Origin of the sequence: Dehalobacter sp. CP (assembly GCF_047652685.1) — a bacterium.
Taxonomy (GTDB): Bacteria; Bacillota; Desulfitobacteriia; order Desulfitobacteriales; family Syntrophobotulaceae; genus Dehalobacter.
The window spans coordinates 2023266-2040393 of sequence record NZ_CP157399.1 but is presented as its reverse complement, the minus strand read 5'-3'; the positions used below and the strand labels follow the sequence as shown (position 1 = coordinate 2040393).

The 17128-nt window shown below is 44.6% G+C and carries 19 protein-coding genes, 1 pseudogene, 1 riboswitch and 1 other annotated feature; of the genes and pseudogenes, 18 read left to right on the top strand and 2 right to left on the bottom strand.

Annotation, left to right across the window (positions count from 1 at the left end; translation table 11 throughout):
* Positions 1 to 91: 91 nt before the first annotated feature.
* The 12 genes from AAH944_RS10110 to AAH944_RS10055 all read left to right on the top strand — a co-directional run bounded on the left by AAH944_RS10110 (position 92) and on the right by AAH944_RS10055 (position 10130).
* Positions 92 to 460 (top strand): GntR family transcriptional regulator, encoded by a 369-nt coding sequence (locus AAH944_RS10110; RefSeq protein WP_415534798.1) that lies wholly within the window; start codon positions 92 to 94, stop codon positions 458 to 460.
* The gene (locus tag AAH944_RS10105; RefSeq protein WP_415534797.1) at positions 457 to 1155 is read left to right on the top strand and encodes an ABC transporter ATP-binding protein; all 699 of its coding nucleotides are present in this window, start codon (positions 457 to 459) and stop codon (positions 1153 to 1155) included. Before AAH944_RS10110 ends, AAH944_RS10105 begins: the two co-directional genes overlap by 4 nt.
* Positions 1148 to 1933 (top strand): ABC transporter ATP-binding protein, encoded by a 786-nt coding sequence (locus AAH944_RS10100; protein WP_415534796.1) that lies wholly within the window; start codon positions 1148 to 1150, stop codon positions 1931 to 1933. The genes AAH944_RS10105 and AAH944_RS10100 overlap by 8 nt, the downstream gene beginning before the upstream one ends.
* A 395-nt stretch (positions 1934 to 2328) precedes the next feature.
* Positions 2329 to 2568 (top strand): hypothetical protein, encoded by a 240-nt coding sequence (locus AAH944_RS10095; protein WP_415534795.1) that lies wholly within the window; start codon positions 2329 to 2331, stop codon positions 2566 to 2568.
* Positions 2555 to 2767, top strand: a complete 213-nt coding sequence (locus AAH944_RS10090; protein WP_415534794.1) for a transposase — start codon at positions 2555 to 2557, stop codon at positions 2765 to 2767. Before AAH944_RS10095 ends, AAH944_RS10090 begins: the two co-directional genes overlap by 14 nt.
* Before the next feature lie 48 nt (positions 2768 to 2815).
* Positions 2816 to 4060 carry an IS256 family transposase gene (locus AAH944_RS10085; protein WP_415534793.1) on the top strand — a complete coding sequence of 415 codons (1245 nt, stop codon included), beginning with the start codon at positions 2816 to 2818 and terminating at the stop codon, positions 4058 to 4060.
* A gap of 732 nt (positions 4061 to 4792) precedes the next feature.
* Complete coding sequence (locus tag AAH944_RS10080) at positions 4793 to 5101, top strand: transposase domain-containing protein (RefSeq protein WP_415537847.1); 309 nt, start codon at positions 4793 to 4795, stop codon at positions 5099 to 5101.
* 44 nt (positions 5102 to 5145) lie between these two features.
* Positions 5146 to 6792 carry a reductive dehalogenase gene (locus AAH944_RS10075; RefSeq protein WP_415537845.1) on the top strand — a complete coding sequence of 549 codons (1647 nt, stop codon included), beginning with the start codon at positions 5146 to 5148 and terminating at the stop codon, positions 6790 to 6792.
* A 19-nt stretch (positions 6793 to 6811) separates the two neighbouring features.
* A complete protein-coding gene (locus tag AAH944_RS10070) occupies positions 6812 to 7132 on the top strand; it encodes a tetrachloroethene dehalogenase (RefSeq protein WP_415534792.1) in 321 nt (106 codons plus the stop codon).
* A gap of 175 nt (positions 7133 to 7307) precedes the next feature.
* A complete protein-coding gene (locus AAH944_RS10065) occupies positions 7308 to 8519 on the top strand; it encodes a 4Fe-4S binding protein (RefSeq protein WP_415534791.1) in 1212 nt (403 codons plus the stop codon).
* Positions 8520 to 8660: 141 nt separating this feature from the next.
* Positions 8661 to 9383 (top strand): hypothetical protein, encoded by a 723-nt coding sequence (locus AAH944_RS10060; RefSeq protein WP_415534790.1) that lies wholly within the window; start codon positions 8661 to 8663, stop codon positions 9381 to 9383.
* A gap of 39 nt (positions 9384 to 9422) precedes the next feature.
* Positions 9423 to 10130 carry a Crp/Fnr family transcriptional regulator gene (locus tag AAH944_RS10055; RefSeq protein ID WP_415534789.1) on the top strand — a complete coding sequence of 236 codons (708 nt, stop codon included), beginning with the start codon at positions 9423 to 9425 and terminating at the stop codon, positions 10128 to 10130.
* A gap of 439 nt (positions 10131 to 10569) precedes the next feature.
* Here the strand turns inward: AAH944_RS10055 and AAH944_RS10050 are convergent, their stop codons facing one another.
* Entirely contained in the window at positions 10570 to 10857 is a 288-nt protein-coding gene (locus AAH944_RS10050; protein WP_415534788.1) for an IS110 family transposase, read from the bottom strand.
* A 287-nt stretch (positions 10858 to 11144) separates the two neighbouring features.
* Here AAH944_RS10050 and AAH944_RS10045 point away from each other — a divergent pair, with 287 nt between their 5' ends.
* The 4 genes and pseudogenes from AAH944_RS10045 to AAH944_RS10030 form a co-directional block, all read left to right on the top strand.
* Positions 11145 to 11351, top strand: coding sequence for an ATP-binding cassette domain-containing protein (locus AAH944_RS10045; RefSeq protein WP_415534787.1), 207 nt, complete (start codon positions 11145 to 11147; stop codon positions 11349 to 11351).
* 57 nt (positions 11352 to 11408) lie between these two features.
* Positions 11409 to 12110: a molybdopterin oxidoreductase family protein gene (locus AAH944_RS10040; RefSeq protein ID WP_415534786.1), complete on the top strand. Its 702-nt coding sequence runs from the start codon at positions 11409 to 11411 to the stop codon at positions 12108 to 12110.
* Complete coding sequence (locus AAH944_RS10035; RefSeq protein ID WP_415537843.1) at positions 11999 to 12355, top strand: molybdopterin dinucleotide binding domain-containing protein; 357 nt, start codon at positions 11999 to 12001, stop codon at positions 12353 to 12355. Before AAH944_RS10040 ends, AAH944_RS10035 begins: the two co-directional genes overlap by 112 nt.
* Before the next feature lie 181 nt (positions 12356 to 12536).
* Positions 12537 to 12776 (top strand): annotated as a pseudogene (locus AAH944_RS10030) (hypothetical protein); the annotation flags it as partial.
* A gap of 444 nt (positions 12777 to 13220) precedes the next feature.
* On the opposite strand, the gene AAH944_RS10025 reads toward AAH944_RS10030, so the two are convergent.
* Positions 13221 to 13796, bottom strand: coding sequence for a nitroreductase family protein (locus tag AAH944_RS10025; RefSeq protein WP_415534785.1), 576 nt, complete (start codon positions 13794 to 13796; stop codon positions 13221 to 13223).
* A gap of 139 nt (positions 13797 to 13935) precedes the next feature.
* Here AAH944_RS10025 and AAH944_RS10020 point away from each other — a divergent pair, with 139 nt between their 5' ends.
* Both AAH944_RS10020 and AAH944_RS10015 read left to right on the top strand, forming a co-directional pair.
* Entirely contained in the window at positions 13936 to 14358 is a 423-nt protein-coding gene (locus AAH944_RS10020) for an Rrf2 family transcriptional regulator (protein ID WP_415534784.1), read from the top strand.
* Between the two features lie 1028 nt (positions 14359 to 15386).
* Positions 15387 to 15779, top strand: a complete 393-nt coding sequence (locus tag AAH944_RS10015) for a hypothetical protein (protein WP_415534783.1) — start codon at positions 15387 to 15389, stop codon at positions 15777 to 15779.
* Between the two features lie 980 nt (positions 15780 to 16759).
* Positions 16760 to 16813, top strand: a sequence feature (sodium ion sensor (DUF1646 type); this cis-regulatory element may regulate processes involved in with the transportation of sodium ions).
* Positions 16814 to 16874: 61 nt separating this feature from the next.
* A riboswitch (cyclic di-AMP (ydaO/yuaA leader) is annotated at positions 16875 to 17010 on the top strand.
* Positions 17011 to 17128 lie beyond the last annotated feature (118 nt).

The following is a 17128-nucleotide window of genomic DNA, read 5'->3' as shown; positions in this document are numbered from 1 at the left end:
CGGCCAATCAATCATTCGTAGAGAATTGCTTGACACGTTCACTTCACTAGTTTACTATATAAATAGTAAACTAGTGAATAGAGGTGAGCATGTGAATTTTGAAAACAATGTACCCATCTATGTTCAGATCATGAACCATATTAAAAAGGATATTATCCATGGCAAACTAGACTTAGGGGAGAAGCTGCTTTCTGCGAGGGAATATGCCCAGAACTTGAATGTGAATCCCAATACCATGGTACGGGTTTTTGGGGAGCTGGAACGGGAAGGTATCACATTTACGAAGCGGGGAGTCGGGACATTTATCACAGAATCCAAAGAAAAGGTGGAAAATATGAAGAGAGAAATGGCCGAAGAGATGATTAGGAATTTTGTCAAAGGGATGCAGGAGCTCGGATTCTCATCCAATGAAATGATCGAGCTGATAAAAAGCAGGCTGGATAAGGGGGCTGTTCAATGACATCTGTATTAGTTGCTGAAAATGTCAGTAAAGGATTTTTTCGGAACAAGGCACTGCGTGACCTGGATCTGCAGATTGAAGAGGGCAAAGTATACGGGCTGCTCGGTCCTAACGGCAGCGGGAAAACCACTTTTTTCAAGATTGCCGCAGGGCTTTTTAAACCAACCTCCGGTAGAATGACGGTTATGGATTACCCCATCGGGGCAGAAACCAAAAAACTCACGGCTTTTATGCCAACGGATGATTTTTTGTTTGGCTGGATGAAAATTAATAGGATCCTTGATTTTTACGCCGACATGTATGAAGACTTTGACCGGAATAAAGCATTGGAATATTTAACGTTTATGGAATTGCAGGAAGAGATGAAGGTCAGCAGCCTGTCTACAGGTATGAAAGCCAGACTCAAGCTGGCTGTGACGATGGCCCGGAAGGCCAGACTATATCTGCTGGACGAACCGCTGAATGGAATCGACCCTATTTCCAGGGAAAAAATTATAAAGATGATCATGGGTGCGTTCCGGGATGATTGTGCAGTGATTATTTCCAGCCATTTGGTTAGTGAGTTGGAAACGGTTCTGGATGAAGTAATTTTCCTGGACCGCGGAACGGTTGTACTAGCCGGTGATGCGGAAAAATTCAGACTGGAGAAATCCTGTTCAATTGAGGCACTGTATAAGGAGGTTTACCATGGTTAATCTGATTAAATATGAATTTATCCGAAAATGGAGGGTGTTGGGCATTTTTATGGCCATTGTCCTGATCCTGAATGCATTTGTTTTGGTGAAGCTACAAATCGGTACGCATACACCCGAAGAACAGATGATTGTGCTGGGGGCATTTTTTTCAGGAATACTTGGCATCTTTTTTGTGCTGTATATTATTGATGTGATTATGATGTACAGCCGCGATCTTGATCATAAGACAGGATATATGTTTATGCTGACACCGAACAGTGGCTACAAAATCCTTGGGAGCAAGGTTGTTACTGCAATATTGGAAGGATTACTGTTTCTACTGGTCTATATTCTGCTGCTTGCGGGCAGCTTTATGGGGTTTTACGGAGGGCCTCTTCGGGCTTTGGTCGGAAGTGATTTCTTTTCTAAGGTTATCAGTCAAGTCCATCTGGAAGGGATTAATCTGACTTCTTATTTTGCAGTGAGTCTGTTGATGATGTTTGTATCGATTGTAGGCTTGTTTTTAATGATCTATGCTGCCATATCCATTCGTAAGAGCATTCTTGCCGAGAGGAAATTCGGCGGTTTGATCAGCTTCATCATCTTTATGCTGTTAGCTTGGGCTGACAGTGCCATAACAAACACGTTGACAGTGGATATCTTTAATGCCAATTCGATGATCGGTCCAGGAGTGCCAAGTTATACATTTCTTTCGATTCAAATTTTGATTCAGGTGGTGCTGGGTGCCGTTTTCTTTTGTGTCTCCGCTTATTTGCTTGAGAATAAAATGGATATGTGATAGAAAAAATATCTCGAATAATGAATAACAAAAAAAGCTGCTACAGACAAAGATTGATATGCTCCCTACTAGGTAGACAAGTTAAATAATAAAAACTGGCGTCTTTCCTTTTTGGGGTAGTGCAGACTCGCACAGTCCACCGCTCCCCCGTTCTCGCAGCTAAAAACAGAAACCCTCGCTAATATCCAAAACCCCGCTGCTTACTGCAAGTTAACCGTTGGCATGCTTTAATGCTGAGGATTTCTGTTTTTTAACGCTGCTGCCACTAACGTCCGCTTGTGAATCTGTGCAAGTCTGCAATATTTGAAGAAATCAGCAGATATAGGGAGATATTTTGACGTTAATGTGGTATAATGTCTATAGATATAAATAATGCCATATTTGGAGGTATTTGAATGTCTAAGAAAGGGCAGAAAGTACATACCAAGAAAGTATTTAAACCTTATGTGCAGGAACAACAAACACTGCCTTTAAGCATCGGCAGCCTGATTTCTCAAAATCATGTCGCCCGAGTTGTAAGTAGTGCCATCGACCAAATGAATATTGAACCCTTGTTTGCCAAATATCCTGGAGGCGGACGTTCCAGTTTTCACCCTGTCATGATGACCAAGTTATTGGTTTATGCGTATACGTAAACTTAATGCCTATAAAGAACAGCCCCGTAGGAATCTGTGCTCAGAAGAAGGTTTGCGTATGAGAAGCTTAAGACCGGTCGAGGTTGAGAGTGTCTTTGGGGACATTAAAGGGAACCACGGCATGCGAAGATTCCTGCTAAAAGGACTAGAAAAGGTTAAGATCGAGTGGGGATTCGAGACCGTTTCAGATTTTGTGTAAACCTCCAGAGTGGTGTAAGATAAGAGCATCACATGGAGGTTTTTATTTATGGCCAAGAGGAGAATCACCCCTGAGAGAAGAGAACAACGTAAAAAGTTACTGGAGATGCTGCAGGCAGCAGGAATCAACGATGTTTCAGGAGTACAGGATCTATTCAAAGAAATGGTCAGTACCGTCCTGGAAAACGGCCTGGAAGCAGAGATGGAAGACGAACTGGGCTATAGCAGATACGACTACCGGAATAAAGAAACAGACAACAGCCGGAACGGTTATAGCGAAAAGACCGTAAAGACTAGCCTGGGAGATATGGATATTTCCATCCCCCGTGACCGCAAAGGCGAATTCGAGCCGCAGATCATCAAAAAGCAGCAGACAACACTCTCAGGAGACATTGAAGAAAAGATTCTATCCATGTATGCCAAAGGAATGACCACCGGAGATATCGAAAGTCATATACGTGAAATTTATGGTATTGAAGTATCCGACAGTACCGTAAGCCGTGTCACCGATAAAATCCTGCCGGTAGTAAAAGAATGGCAAAGCCGCCCGCTGGAAAGTATTTATACAGTCGTATTTATGGACGCCATCCACTTCCATGTGCGCAGTGAGGGTCAGATCGTCAAGAAAGCTGTGTATATCGCCATCGGTATCCAGATGGACGGTGTCAAAGATGTACTGGGCATGTGGGTCGGCGAGAATGAAAGCGCAAAATTCTGGCTCTCCGTGATGAACGGGATCAAAAACCGTGGCGTAGAAGATATCCTCATTGCCTGCGTAGACGGTCTCACAGGTTTCACCAGCGCCATTGAAGCCGTATTTCCCAAGACAGAAATTCAGCAGTGCATCATCCATCAGATCCGGAACACAACGAAGTTCGTTTCCTACAAAGACATCAAGGCTCTCATTGCCGATCTGAAGAATATTTACGCAGCTATTGATGAACAAACCGCCCTTTATGAGCTTGATGCCTTTGATGAGAAATGGGGAAGCAAATATCCCAAAATCGCGGTATCCTGGCGAACGCACTGGGCCAATTTAGCCACCTACTTCAAATATCCCCAGGAAGTTCGAAAGCTGATTTACACCACAAACGCTATTGAAGGCTTTAATCGTCAGCTCCGCAAAGTCACTAAAAGCAAATCCGTCTTTCCAACCGACGACAGCTTACTGAAAATGCTTTATCTGGCCATGATGGATATAACGAAAAAATGGACTGGCCGGAGGCAGGATTGGGGGCTAATTCATTCCCAACTGCAAATCTATTTTGAAGACCGATTGGAGCAATTCAGCTAAAACCCGCTCTGGGGCAGAGACTTGACATGGGACCCTGCGGCGGCTGCTTCAATGGGTCGTGGGATGCGGCTCAAAGGATGTATTCCTTTGGGGTAAGCCCCATCCCGTTCTTAAGGGTAGCATCCGCCGCCCCCATATCAAGTCTTATCTGGGGTCGATTGACAACCCGTAGTATTCTTGTATAATGCAAGACAAAAGGAGCGATAGACTTATTCAAGCTATTGCTCCCATAAAATATTCGCCTTATTTTACATCAATTTTGGAGTTTACACAGAGTTCGGGATACACCCGGGGATTACACTGCATCTCGCGTCGGACATATCATACATGCGCTTTAAAAACATAATTTTGAACATCATCTCCGGCTCTTTCGCCAGCCTGCCAAAAGCTTCACAGTATTGTTTCTTTAATATAGGATTTACAAAGCTGAAATCTATGTTTTCTTTGATTTTTCTGAGCAGATTGTCCTTTGGACCACTACATCGTATAGATTCCCATATTCTGATAATTTCATCTGATTGTCTGTCCGCAACATTCTCCAAGCCCTCTTTTTAGTCATTTTTTACTCTTCAATTATCCCATTTTTCGTAATAAGAAGCCACTGCTTCTTAGGCAATTGCTTCTTTGACTTTTTCAGTGGCCTCGTAAATACTGAATTTTCTGACATTTTTATGTTATGCTTAATACAATGAAAAGCGTAAAGGATTTACGATTTATGAGTAAGCCGAGCAGATCCAAACTCTCGAAAATCGTATATCCGAACTGAGAAGGAAGACAAACTTCTCCTGGAATCTGTTCACCATTTTAACACGTAAACTTTATGGAAGAAGCTCTGAGAAGACATCCGTCCTTATATCGGGACAGCTGTCTTTTTTTAATGAGGCGGAAACTGAGGCCGATTCGAAAGCGAAAGAACCAGACTTAAAACAGGTCGAAAGTTACCAAAGAAAGAGATTTGATGGTCAGCGTATGGAATTCTTAAAAGACTTGCCTGCGACCTGTATCAAGCGATATAGGTACTTGCCTGACAATGAAATATAATGAACTTAGTAATATTAATATTCTTAATCAATGGAGGTATGTTTATGGCACAAAATATGGACAGGAGAGGATTCTTGAAGGCTTCGCTGCTGGGGGCAGCCGCGGCAGCCGTTGCTTCGACCGCTGTAGTCAAGGATGCCGTGCATCCCATGGTCGCGGAAGCAGCAGACATCGTGGCGCCTGTCACGACGACTACGGACTTTCCGTATCAGGTCGACAGCCGGTATCAACGCATGTCGAGCCTCAATGTCGGCTGGATGAGGTTGTTCGATCCGAATCAGCCCCCCATTAAGTTCGTCAACGACGACGTTTCCAAGATTAGCGGCAAAAAGGACACCGGCAAAGACCTTCCTCTTCTGAACGCGGAGCAGCTCGGTATTAAAGGCCGACCGCTGACACTGAACGAAACCGGTGTCCGTTATTTCACCATGTCGAATGGGCTGGCGTCCCCACCCCGGGAAGAAGAGGTCGGTTATCGGCGACTGGAATCAGCCTTGGTTGAAGCAGCTTTTTCGGTAGAGCGAAATTATAATGGGTTCACGGCCCCGGCTTGCGGACCCGGTGGCCTGATCTCGCGTTACCCCATCAATCCGGAAACGAATGAAAGGTCGAAGGAACCTGTTTTCGTGGACGGAATGTATAATTGGGACAGCTCGGCAGCGCTGTCTATGCAGAAAAACGGGAAACAATGGAAATTCACTTCCCCGGAAGAAGCCAACAAAGCCATCAAGAAAGCAGCTATTTTCCTCGGGGCGGATCTTGCCGGGGTAGCGCCCTACGACGAGCGCTGGGTCTATGCTGACTGGGCCAGGATCAAATACAAATCGTTTCCACAGCCCAACGGCGTAATCATCAATCAGCCCTTCGACGCCCGAGCCTTTCTGACAAACCATGAAGCCAAGGTATTCGGGCATTACCGTTTCGAGGCGGACTGGGAAAAATACGCCGGTTTCACACCAAAGAGTGTCATCGTCATTGCCATCGAAGAAGACTATGCCGCCATGCGCTGCTCTCCCGGGGTGCTGGTGGAAGCGACCACCGGCAAAGCCTATTCGGCAATGGGAGAAATATCTTACAAGTTGGCGGTATTTCTCCGGCAGCTCGGTTACAGTGCTGTTCCCTGCGGAAACGATACCGGACTGAGCGTCCCGACAGCCGTACAGGCGGGCTTAGGGGAAGCAGGACGCAATGGATTGCTTGTCACTCAGAAGTACGGGCCTAGGGTGCGCCTGGCCAAAGTCTACACCGATCTGGAAATCACCCCGGATAAGCCGCGGCAGTTCGGCGTGCGGGAGTTCTGCCGCCTCTGCAAGAAATGCTGCGACTCATGTCCAGGACAGGCCATTTCCCACGAAGACGCGCCCAAAATATTGCAGCCGGAGGACTGTGGAACCTCCGAGAACCCCTATACCGAGAAGTGGGAAGTTAATTTCGAGCGCTGTATCTCCTGGTTTGCCCATAACGCTGGATGCTCCAACTGCATCGCCGTCTGTTCCTGGAATAAAATCAAACAATGGAACCATGACATCGCCCGAATCTCCACTCAGGTACCGCTGCTTAAAGACGCAGCCCGCAAATTTGACGAATGGTTCGGTTACAACGGTCCGGTGGACAGCGCTGAAAGGATTGAGAGCGGATATATCGCTAATATGACGCTGGACTTCTGGAATACCCTTGAACCAATCAAATAATGAGGAGGGAAAACACATTATGGCAATTTCTAGCGTAGCAGTCTGGTTAATGCTCGGGATTCTCTTAGTCATCTTCCAGTACGGTATTTGGCGCTTTCTCCAGAGCAAGGACCGCAATACCTTACCTCTGGAGATCTGCGGATTCATCGCGAATTTTTTGGTCATTTTCACTTTAGCCTGGGCCTATGCCAGTCTGGCCGAACGCGAATTTCAGGCTGCGGGGATGGGCTTTGTCTTCTTCGGCGGCGCCGCACTCATCCCGATCATCATCACCTACCGCCTGGCCACCCGGAAAAAACGTGTGTCCCAAGACAAGGCGGCAGAAAATACTTCGCTATAAAATAAAAATCACTCAGAAAAAACATGTGTCCCAGGACAAGGCTTGAGGCTGGCTTGACCGGCAAAGGTTCCCGCAATCTCTTGTACTTCATTGCCAGCCGATAAGCCGAAGTACAGTCAGGAAGTGATGGGCTACGAAAAAACATGCGAAAAGTAAATACATCAAGTGGGAACCGATGTATTTGCTCTTTCTTCTTTTAACAGGCCTTGCGGCGCTCCTCTATAACTCGTTGATCCGGGAGCAGTCGATCGATTATGAAGCCTTGATCCAGCAAAATTTGGTAGATGTACAGAAAATCGAGAGAATTTTAGGGATAAAGCCGCTGTATGTGATCGATACGTCCAACGGACGTTACTACGCGGCGGTGGACAAGGCTTCGGGCTATCAGTCCCAGGTGGAGACCCTGTCGATCGCCGATAAGGAAGGTCGCTTGGCATCCGTGCTGATTACCAAACAAAATGAGACGCCTATTTTTTTCCGGCGGCTCTACGAGCGCGGCTTTTTCGACGGATTCAAGGGGTTATCGGTCAAAGAGCCAATTTATTTCGCAGGTGCGCCGGGGTATTCCGGTTACTTGGGGAATACCCCTACAGATAATTACATCGACGCCGTCAGCGGCTCCACAATTTCTACTCACGCGGTGACCGAAGCAGTCAATAAAGGAAGTTTCACTATCTCCAGGATGTATTTCTCCGCCGCCTGGATCAATCCTTACGATCAGCCTGAGATAAACGGCAATACTATGGCGGTGATTCTCGTGTTTTTACTGGCTTTGCTGGGAGCTTTCGTTAAAAGACTGAGCCGTCTGAGACTGGGGTTTCTGGTCGTCAGTATCGCCCTCTTAGGTTTTACCGCCAACCAGTTTGTCACCCTTCCCATGCTGTACTCCGTAAGCCAATTGCAGATCCCTTGGGTCACCAATATCAAATGGTATGTGCTCCTGGTCGGTTCACTGGCCTTGATCCTCTTCACCGGAAAGAACATTTACTGTGGATGGATCTGCCCATTCGGCGCGCTGCAAGAAGTGCTGAACAAGTTAGCTGGGTTTGGGCCTCTCACTGTGAGTCCTCCGCTGCTCGCGACATTGCGGCTGGCCGGACCGACTCTCCTCTGGCTGGCCATCATGCTCGGTACAGGCTTGAATAATTATGGGACCTTGGATTATCAACCGTTCGGCGCCATGTTCCTTTTCCGTGGGTCCTGGGTTCTGTGGCTGATATTGCCCGTCTTATTGATGATGTCTCTATTTTACAAGAGATTCTACTGCCAGTTTTTCTGCCCGGTAGGCTTCCTGTACAATCTTCTGACCCGTTGGCGCAATAAAGGGGTGAAAGCGTGCCAAAAAATGAAACTGATCTGGAGAAAAGGGATTACAAGGGTAAATTGAAGGAGCTGTTCTTCGGTGTGCTCATTTTGCTGCTTGCCGCTGCTCAGATTGCAGTGATGCTCCAATCGGCGGGAGTACTCCGTGCCGACCGGTGAAAAGAGATGACCGTATCTGGGTTTTAGGAGTTATGGAGAAACGGGGATGATGACTATGAAAAATTTTCAGTTGGGACGCTATACCGGATTGAATATTAAGAGTTTTTCTACAAATACTAAAGACGAAGAGATCGACGAAGCGCTTGCTTATCTGCGAAACGCCGCAGCGGAACAGGAAGCAGAGTGCTTGGGCGTGCCGGCTTTCCATGTGCAAGAGCAAAGTGCGGAGCGCCCGTTATCCCCCGGCGAGATTCAGGAGATCGCGCCGGGGCTTCATACGCTGGATGAACTGAAAGAGAAACTCAGAGAAGTGATCCATTGGCATAAAGTGAATCGGCAGAAACAAGCTGATACCCTTATCTTATTTCAGCGGTTGATTGCGGAATGCACCTATGAATACGACGCTGAAGAATTGGATAAAGGCGCGCAGGTGGTGTACAAAGAGTTTGCCGCTGAACTCCGGGCTAATGACGGAATGGAAATGATCGTTTATTTAATCGGCAAAAAACTGACCGCTGAGGAGTTTCTCCTAGAGTGCAGGGAGGAAGCTGCCCGGAGAATTGCCAGGAATGCTATTTTAGATTTGGTCATTACCCGCGAAGGAATTCAGCTTACCGAGCAGGAAAAACAGCATCTGAGCGAGAAACTAGAAAAAAACATCGGCCAACCTCAACCAGAAGGCCAAGAAGCCATGCTTTCTGAAGCGGAGACATTTCTCCTGCGCCATAAAGCGACGGAATACCTGCTTCAGGCCAACATGATAAATTAGAAAGTGACGGATTCCATTCCCGTAAGTTAGCCAGCGAGAATGCCGACGACAGCTGAGGTGGACGAAGGAGGAAAAGGTTTAGTGGGGGATAAAGCCGGACTCACGCAATGGATCGACAAACCGGTCAACTTTTCGCTCCGTAATTTTTTTTACGAAGCAGGGACTATGCAACCGGTCCGAAAGAAGACCACCCTTATTCGAGAAAGAGATAGCTTGTCTTGCTTTTATTACCTGGAGCAAGGCTTGGTCGCTTTTTATCTGAACAACAAAAACGGCGAATCGCGAATTGTCAGCTTAAGCATCCCGGGCCGGGCTTTTGCCATTGGGCCTGCTCTGGACCAATTGCCCGTCGCATTCAGCGTCGTGGCTCTGGAAAACTGCGAAATCTATCGCATTCATCGTGAGCAATTGATCGAGAAGCTGCACGCCGAACCCTCTCTTTGCGTCGAAGTGGTTGCCAATGCAACGGCCAGAACCCGCAGCCTGTGCGAAGCGGCCAATATTTTCTCCAACCTTTACACATCTCGTGAAAAAGTATTAAACCTATTTAATTCTTTAGAGGAAATTGTGGAAGAGGTTGATGATGGATGGTATGCCCTGCCCTTCTCTCTGTCTCACACGCAGATCGGGCAGATCATCGGCGCATCAAGGATAACGGTGTGCAGGCTCTTTCAGCGATTGAAGCAGGAAGGCTACATCCGCTCGACGGGGCAAAGACAATTCATTCACGGTGATTTGCTGAACTGAGATCACAACCATTCAACTACCTAGGTATCCTCTTGCAAAGCTTGATAGTCTGGTACCGGCATCCGCATCCGACGTCAAATTTGGCCAAAAAAGCTTGCAACAGGATAAGGTAGGAATATACTCGGCCTCCAAGGGGATACCAGGTTCCAAAGTCATCATTATTGTATCCTCAAGTCACGTTGAGTGCGTGGTATTGATGTCAAGGGTAAATTGACAAGTGTGCAAAAATCCCAGTAAATAAGGAGTTTTCGGGGATTTCGGGTAAAAATCCAATGCGCGAAAATCGTCAAAATATTGCATCGCGGGAACAAGTCCAAGGGGCGAAATTCGGGTGCGAGTGGTCGATTTTGATGTCGGCGCTCGGTGTGTGGTCAGGATAGATGTCAGCGGTTTGCGTGTGGTCAATTTAGATGTTTTTCGATTTTGGTTGTGTGGTCGGTTAGTTGTTGATGTGAAGAAGCGCAAATAGGCTAATGAGAATGGGATTGAGCACACTGACGAAAATGCCGGCTTCGTGCAATGCAGCGACTACAGGTTCATGATAACGGCCTGTCGCCTCCATGATGACCCGCGTATCCTCGCTGAGAGCAACAACGAGGTCTGCCAGATGTTCCAAACCGATTTTGTCATGGCGAATCTCGCATGGAGTAATGGCTACTTCCCCCATCGGGCGTAAAGCCGCCACCATGCTTTTGCCTTTGGAAACATCGATACCGACTGCGTTCATACGATTCCTCCTGATGATGAAGTTTGCATGACGACCGTTCTTTACTCGATGCCTATTCAATCTCCTGAGTTACACGAACGCACCGGTATCCGGCGGAACAAGCTGCGTAAATCGAACGCTGCAAATGATAGAGCCGGCTGACTGACTCCCTTACGGACGCGACGGCCCTTGGTCAATATAGTCAGGCCACATGCTCTCTCATTCTACAGCTTCGGCTTGAGATGGAAAAAGACACGGCTGGCTGCCGTGCCTTTCACCGTAATTATTATTGCAGGAGGAAAATTACAATGTTACAAGTAATTGGAATCAGCGGACTTGTTAAGAAATTCGGCAAGTTCACCGCGCTTGACGGCGTGAACCTAAATGTAAAGCAAGGTAAAGTTCATGCCTTTCTCGGTCCCAATGGGGCGGGGAAAAGCACCACTATCCGCTGTCTGCTCGGCATACTTAAGGCGACAAGCGGGAATGTCGCGCTGTTCGGGCAGGACGCTTAGAAAAACGCAGTTGAACTGCATAAGCGTCTTGCTTATGTTCCCGGCGACGTAAACGATATGGGTGCTTTGCCAAATGTCTATTCCGGATACCAGAGCGTTACATCGGATGAAGTCAGAGCAAAACATGAACAAGCTTGGGTTGTTCCATTGTCTGACACATTAGGGCTGAAGATCCCCGAGATGTTTGAAGTTGCCCATGAAGGCAGGAGCAAAGCCATGTACATTCTGGGAGAAAACCCGGCCTTAACCGATCCGAATGCCAATCATATCAAGGAAGCACTGGCCAAACTCGATTTCCTGGTAGTTCAGGAGCTGTTTATGACGGAAACTGCAGAATTTGCCGATGTTGTTCTTCCGGGGGCAAGTTATGCAGAGACCGATGGAACTTTCACCAATACGGAACGCCGTGTCCAGAGAGTTAGAAAAGCAATTGAACCGTTAGCCGGGCAGGCAGATTGGAAGACAATCTGCGGTATGGTAAGCCGTATGGGTTATTTGCCGGAATTAACTACGACCGCATGGAAATTGAATCTTTGCAGTGGCCGTTTCTGCATCCGGAGCATCCGGGGACGCCTTACTTGCATGCCGGGCAGTTTACGAGAGGGAAGGGACTATTCCAGCCTTCCGAGCATATCCCACCCGGTGAACTGCCTGACGCGGAATACCCAGTACTGCTGTGTACCGGCAGGGTTCTTCAGCACTACAATGTCACTACGCAAAATACGCTTGGGATCAAAAGTGTTTGGGGCAAGGAAATGACAGAGGTACATCCGCAGGAAGCTAAAGCGTTGGGACTCACTACCGGTGACAAGATGAAAGTAACTTCCCGCCGCGGCGAGGTGACCACTAATGTGAAAGTTACCGACCGTGTTCAGCCCGGTGTGATCAGGATGTCATTCCATTATTCCGAGACGCCGACGAACGATCTTACAAGTCCATATGTATGTTCCATTGCAGGAACGGGTGAGTATAAAGTGTGTGCTGTGAAATTGGCAAAGGCCTAAAGGCAAGATAAATATAAATTTTAAATTAGTATTATGAGGAGTGTAATATTATGGTAGGAATAACTGAACTTGCAGCTTAAAAAGTTTTAAAAACGAAGGATTTGAATATGTATTCAATTTCTTCGTATCAACAAAATTCTGCTTAACCAAATTTCATGGAAATCCAGTTTGCAACTATATCCTGGAAGCCCGTAAATGGGGACGACCGACTAAGCCGTACATTTATTTTACGGACAAACAAAAGCAGCGGGCCAATTCAGTGGATCTGGTTAATTTTCTTCAGCGACAGGGAGAGCAGTTGGTGCGTTCCGGGCGGGAATGGCGATGGAAACGGTACGACAGTGTGACTGTTCGCGGCAGCCGGTGGTTTCGGCACAGCCGAAAGGAAGGCGGCCATGCTATCAATTTTGTTCAACAGTTTTGTACTCTTGCTACATACCTGAAAAAGGATACACTCGCGAGTGGATTAATCAAAGATTGCAGGCAATTCAAGTGCGCAAGGAACTTACAGACGAGTGGGATGATCGGGGAATAAAGAAAGGTCAAGAAACGCTATTTTGAAAGAGGCAAGGTCGTTTGGAGATGTGCGAAACGAATCAAAAAAGGTAAAGATGTATGCCCACACTCTCCTACTGTAGATGAAGGATGGATACAAGGGTTAAACCTAGGCAGAAAGGGCCATTTCGCTGCCCTGCACCTTGAAGGAGTGGTTGATGTCCGCAAGCGCCTGCTTGAATTTTCTTTTCGTCCTCCAACCCTATTTTCAGGCTGAAATTGTCCGCCATCTGTTCTTCGCCTCCGCAAAAAGGCCATAGAAAAGGACACTCCGAAGAGTGTCTTACATCTAAGCTTCTCTTTTAGATTGTCATAGGTAATTAATTGATATTTTATCTGTCTTTAGATCCCGCGCGCTAAGTTCCTGCTCCGGATGGCCGATGGCAATACCTAAAAGGGGTTCAAAGTCATCGGGGAGGTTCAGAACCGCTGTTTTGTCAAGTTCAGGGATTTCGCGCATTGCTTCAAGGGAACCCCACATAAACACGCTGCCCAAGCCAAGACTTGTGGCGGCCAGGTGCATAGAGTAGGTAATGCATGCAACATTTGAAAACTCAATGCCAGGCTGTAAATCCTGTTTCCTGTGGGATACAAAAATCACTGTCGGAGTGCCATAAAATGGGTCGAAAGCTTTCTGGCTTAGTTCAACATTAGGAGTATTGCTCATCTTGGCTTTATCCTCCCAGCGTTTAGCGGCGGCCTCTGAGAGCTTATCCAGTACATCCCTGCTCTGCACAACGGTCAAATGTATATCTTTGTACAGATTACTGCCTACCGGGGCGCTGTTTGCGGCGACCAGTATATCGGCTAAATTGTCCTGAGATATTTGTTCCTGCGTAAACTTTCTGGTAGATTTCCTATAGCGCAGTAATTCAAAGTAATCCATAAATACATCCATCCTTTCATCCGTTAACTTTGTTTGTAGCAACTTGCACTACAATAGTAACACGAATGGTTTGTAGTGTCAATGACTACAATTGATTATTGTAAAAATATTTGTTACAATATGTTCGAGGTGAGCACAGATGCGAGTAAGTACACAGTTTCCTATTGCGTTTCATGCGCTGGTGATGATCGCGAATTTCAAAGATATAAGGGTAACAAGCGACATAGTAGCCAGAAGCGCTGGATGCAACGCTGTTACCATAAGGAATATTTTCAGTAAGCTGAAGAAAGCTGGCCTGCTGTCTGTAAAGGCGGGAACTGGAGGAACGGCTCTTGGCAAGCCCGTTGAAGATATTACGCTATGGGACATTTACGCTGCGGTGGAATCAGATGACGCTGATGAAATATTTAAGATACACTCAAATACATCAGGAACCTGTCCTATCGGAAGTAAAGTCCGTGGCTTATTGTCGCCGCATCTTGACAACGCTGTAGCTGCTATGAAGGCAGAGCTTTCAAAAGTAACTTTGAGTCAATTAACAGATGAACTTAACCGCTCATAGAATGGCTTTGCGATTCATATGAAGAAACCCGCAAATATGCAAGAAGACTAATAAGGCAGAGGGGTATAACATCTCTTTTATACCCTCAAGGCACGTTGAGACAGTCGTATTGATAGAGTTAAAATAGCTTTATTTCAAGCAGTTCCGGAGATTTTAATAGAATATTTCACTATGCTGTATGTTCCCGTGGACGAGAGTTTCACGGGAATTCTTACGTAGGGGGGAAACAAAAACTCAAAATTAAATAATTACGCGTAGTTCAAGGGTATTTTTAGTATTTGTTTAATGAAAACGGAGAAAAAGACCCCTGTAGCCTTCAAAATATCATCAGGAGTAAGATTGATAAAAAAACAGACCAAAAGAATTATCACTAGCAACATGACGAGTTAACAGAGTAACCTAATCAAACCAAAAGAGCGCTCAAGTATTTAAGTCCTTTGCGCAAAAAAACTTGATCGATAAACAAATTAATTCATTGGACGATAGGACGAAATTTTCGGATATATTCACTTAGCATAGATTTAAGACGCTTTACGCTTAACGGAATGAAATAATCAAGGAATTCTCTGTGGAGGATGCCAATAACCCGTCACAAATATCATTTTGCTAAGGACAATAGTAACCTGTCTTCTTGTATTTGATATTTTTGAAAAAATTAGATTCGGTTATTTCTGCCTTTTATAATGCAGTTGATCAAGATTATATTTTGAGTCACTAAAAAGCGATAAAAATATGTATGCCATCATGTGAGCAACCTTTAGATTGACGCATTTAATAGATAATCATATCCTTTTGTTTGAATAGCGCTTTTTTACAAGCAAAGTTAGTTTATCGAGTTTTGTCCATAAGCATTTTTGTGCATGAAATGGATTTTCCGAAGAATTCTCTGATTCCATGAGATTTCTGGGATTATTATAGTGCCTAAAAGATCAAAGAGTTAGTGAATTAAATAATAAAATTAATTGATCTAACAGTATCATACTTCCATCTTATTCCATAAGATATTAACAAAAATAGGTGATTACTAAATGATTTCTACTCTGAGATTAATTCAAAATCAAATATTGGGTGGCGTACTCTTTGCCATTGCTTCAGTTATGATAATTATAGCCAGTATCTTAGAAGAAAACATCGAAATTCAAAAAGAAAATGGAGGGGAAATTGCTTATACTCCTTCTCCAATTCAAATAACCTTATTTGCATTTGGAATCATAACCTTAGCCACTCTTATCTTTGCTTATAACGTAACAGTAAGATTGAACCAGACAAACTTACAAATGTTAACAGGTAAAGCCAAAGGATATCTTCGACCGCTTTTATGGAATTTTGCCGGCTCTTGGCTTTTCGTTTTTGGCGCATTTTCATTGCTAATAGGAACTAAGATTATATTGGAAGAAAAATCAGCAATTGAAATTTTTTAGGTTTTCAGCAGCATATTACTTTATTGCATTCAATCCCTTGATTTTACTGGTATTACTATCGGTTTCAAAATTATATCAAATTCGAGTTTTTAAAGCTTTTACCAGAAATCTCTTTCTGCTAAAATCAGAGAGAAACTTATAGTACAGGTCAGGTAATTTTACTTGTGCTTCTTAGTTCCTTGCTGAGGATAAAAAGCTTTAATGAACTGAATGGAATCATTTTGCAACACAACGAGAAGCGGTAAGGCTTCTATTAAAATGACTATATGATGTGGTTGGCGTTTCAACGGTTATTTGCGAAAATGTTTATAACAAAGCCTCCCGATCCCCTTGTTAAAATGCAATGATTTCGCACATTAGTATCATCTTATTGCCATAACACACGTTGAGACGATAATAATGATGACGTATTGTGGTTCTAAGGACAAATAAGGAATGTCAACACTATATGTAGTGGTTCTGGTGTAAAAAAGGAGCAAGAATCGGGCTGAAAAGTGCGTTTTTCGGCTGGTTTTTTTTAGGCTGTTTTATAGATGACATTGGGTATTTTGATAATGTTACCCCAAAAATATAATTTTAAAAGAAATCCAAAGGAATTAAGATGATAATTTAATAGCATTTTTTTATAATCAATACATATCAACAAATTAATTATGTTATTAAACCTTGAATATAAAAGATGTAACTCAGCTGGGGGAGCGCTTGCTTTACATGTAAAAGGTCGTGGGTTCGAATCTCATTATCTCAACCAAAACTAATCTGAAACCCTGCTATATCGAATAATCAAACATAACAATAAACGGTATTTAACGTGACAAGTAGATGTTAAATGATTACGTGATGCTTAAGTGTTACTCCAAATATTGGCATATTTAATTGACAGGCGATTAGGCTTATGTTATATTAATAAATAAGTTAATCATCTTTGATTTACTTAACTGAATGTAAGAGACATTGTTAAATTTAATAAGGTTAGTTTCGGTTGGAATGGTTATTACCATTTTCAAGAGAAGCGGGCTCTGGGGTGGGAGGCTACCAAATATTGGTATAGCTATCCGCCTCTATTTATTCTTTTTAAGACAACAAATAACTGAATAGATTTAAACGCTGAATCCATATGGAACGGGAGACCCAAACAATAGGGGTGAATCCAAAGCGGGTGCTTTGGTAGGGTTAGCTCTTTCGACCCGAATCCGTCAGCTAATCTCGTAAGCGTTGGAAGAGAAGGTGATTGATATGCTTAATTACACCTTTAGTTTAGGTTTATATTTTTGGCATATGCTGCAGATACTTCTCTGCAGCTTTTTGTTTTATATACCTTAAATATTGAGGAGGCAATCCTCAATTAA

What these genes read in the sequence shown, in the direction of transcription:
- AAH944_RS10075 (WP_415537845.1), top strand. Translation starts at nt 5,146, where the DNA reads ATGGCACAAAATATGGACAGGAGAGGATTCTTGAAGGCTTCGCTGCTG.
- AAH944_RS10020 (WP_415534784.1), top strand. Translation starts at nt 13,936, where the DNA reads ATGCGAGTAAGTACACAGTTTCCTATTGCGTTTCATGCGCTGGTGATG.
- AAH944_RS10015 (WP_415534783.1), top strand. Translation starts at nt 15,387, where the DNA reads ATGATTTCTACTCTGAGATTAATTCAAAATCAAATATTGGGTGGCGTA.
- AAH944_RS10090 (WP_415534794.1), top strand. Translation starts at nt 2,555, where the DNA reads ATGCGTATACGTAAACTTAATGCCTATAAAGAACAGCCCCGTAGGAAT.
- AAH944_RS10095 (WP_415534795.1), top strand. Translation starts at nt 2,329, where the DNA reads ATGTCTAAGAAAGGGCAGAAAGTACATACCAAGAAAGTATTTAAACCT.
- AAH944_RS10040 (WP_415534786.1), top strand. Translation starts at nt 11,409, where the DNA reads ATGGGTGCTTTGCCAAATGTCTATTCCGGATACCAGAGCGTTACATCG.
- AAH944_RS10045 (WP_415534787.1), top strand. Translation starts at nt 11,145, where the DNA reads ATGTTACAAGTAATTGGAATCAGCGGACTTGTTAAGAAATTCGGCAAG.
- AAH944_RS10085 (WP_415534793.1), top strand. Translation starts at nt 2,816, where the DNA reads ATGGCCAAGAGGAGAATCACCCCTGAGAGAAGAGAACAACGTAAAAAG.
- AAH944_RS10105 (WP_415534797.1), top strand. Translation starts at nt 457, where the DNA reads ATGACATCTGTATTAGTTGCTGAAAATGTCAGTAAAGGATTTTTTCGG.
- AAH944_RS10050 (WP_415534788.1), bottom strand. Translation starts at nt 10,857, where the DNA reads ATGAACGCAGTCGGTATCGATGTTTCCAAAGGCAAAAGCATGGTGGCG.
- AAH944_RS10065 (WP_415534791.1), top strand. Translation starts at nt 7,308, where the DNA reads ATGTATTTGCTCTTTCTTCTTTTAACAGGCCTTGCGGCGCTCCTCTAT.
- AAH944_RS10060 (WP_415534790.1), top strand. Translation starts at nt 8,661, where the DNA reads ATGATGACTATGAAAAATTTTCAGTTGGGACGCTATACCGGATTGAAT.
- AAH944_RS10100 (WP_415534796.1), top strand. Translation starts at nt 1,148, where the DNA reads ATGGTTAATCTGATTAAATATGAATTTATCCGAAAATGGAGGGTGTTG.
- AAH944_RS10025 (WP_415534785.1), bottom strand. Translation starts at nt 13,796, where the DNA reads ATGGATTACTTTGAATTACTGCGCTATAGGAAATCTACCAGAAAGTTT.
- AAH944_RS10055 (WP_415534789.1), top strand. Translation starts at nt 9,423, where the DNA reads ATGCCGACGACAGCTGAGGTGGACGAAGGAGGAAAAGGTTTAGTGGGG.
- AAH944_RS10070 (WP_415534792.1), top strand. Translation starts at nt 6,812, where the DNA reads ATGGCAATTTCTAGCGTAGCAGTCTGGTTAATGCTCGGGATTCTCTTA.